This window comes from Streptomyces sp. WM6386, assembly GCF_000972385.1.
Taxonomy (GTDB): domain Bacteria; phylum Actinomycetota; class Actinomycetes; order Streptomycetales; family Streptomycetaceae; genus Streptomyces.
On record NZ_JXTE01000200.1, the window covers coordinates 1 to 1,179 of the forward strand.

Sequence of the window (1,179 nt, forward strand, 5' to 3'; positions counted from 1 at the left end):
GCCGAAGGCCGACAGCTGCCGCGCCTTCGCGCCGATGGCCGGGTCGGTGGCGATGAAGGCGCCGCCCTCGCCGCTGGTGGCGCCCTTGCGTCCGTGGAAGGACAGGCAGGCCACCTCGGCCAGCGAGCCCGCCTCGCGTCCCTGGTAGGTGGCGCCGACCGCGCAGGCGGCGTCCTCGATGAGGAACAGCCCGTGCCGGTCGGCGATGGCCTGAAGTTCCGTGTAGTCGGCGGGCAGGCCGACGGTGTCGACGGCGATGATGCCCACGGTCTTGGAGGTGACGAGGTCCGCCACCGACTGCGGGTCCACGGTGCCGGTGTCGGCGCGGACGTCGGCGAAGACCGGGGTCCCGCCGACGTAGCGGACCGCGTGAGCGGGGGCGGGGAACGTGTAGTCGGCGACGATGACCTCGTCGCCCGGCTGCACGCCGAACGCGAGCATCGCCAGGTGCAGGGCGGCGCCGCAGTTGCTCACCGCGACCGCGTCACCGGCCCCGTAACGTTCCTTCAGCTGGGCCTCGAGGGCCTGTCCCTTGGGTCCCTGGCCCGCCGCCCAGCCGGAGGCGAACACCTCGGCGACGGCGGCCAGTTCCTGCTCCCCGAGGCTCGCGAAGACCAGGGGGATCTTTTCGATGTCGCTCATCTCTGATTACGCTCCGCGCGGTTCGGAGGACTGGGGATCGAGAAGGGCAGGCGGCTGGTAGCGCTGCGGGGTGATCTGGCTGACGTCGTAGCGCTTGCGCATCTCGTCGATGGCGTCGGGGTTGATGCCCCCGGCCGCCCAGATCTCCGCGATCTCCTCGAAGTACAGCTCGTGAACGGGAGACGGGTAGCACTGGAACAACATGCGCGCCGGTTCGTCGGAGGCGTTCCTGAAGGCGTGCGGGGTGCCGGAGGGCACGAACATGGAGGCACCCTCGGTGGCACGGACGGCCTTGTCCCCGTCGGGGGACTCCCATTCGTGCCAGTCCTGTTCGGTGCGCCGGGTCGGCTCGAAAGCCAGGAGCTGGAGCTCCCCTTCCAGGACGTAGAAGAATTCCTGCGCATCGCTGTGGACATGCGCCCCGACATCGAATCCGGGCGGTACGACCACCTCGAAGATCGATATCGCGGAGCCGTGTTCCTTTGTGGCCTTGAAGGTCACTTCCTGCGCCTTGGTGATCAGCTTTCGCCCCTGACC

Annotated in this window: 2 protein-coding genes; both read right to left on the reverse strand. The window is 69.1% G+C overall.

Annotated elements, in window-relative coordinates:
• On the reverse strand, positions 1-633 hold a 633-nt coding region (locus TN53_RS40715; RefSeq protein WP_046263920.1), incomplete at its 3' end, for a DegT/DnrJ/EryC1/StrS family aminotransferase.
• Positions 634-648: 15 nt separating this feature from the next.
• Positions 649-1,179 (reverse strand): cupin domain-containing protein (locus tag TN53_RS40720; RefSeq protein WP_063776300.1); only part of this gene is annotated, 531 nt, incomplete at its 5' end.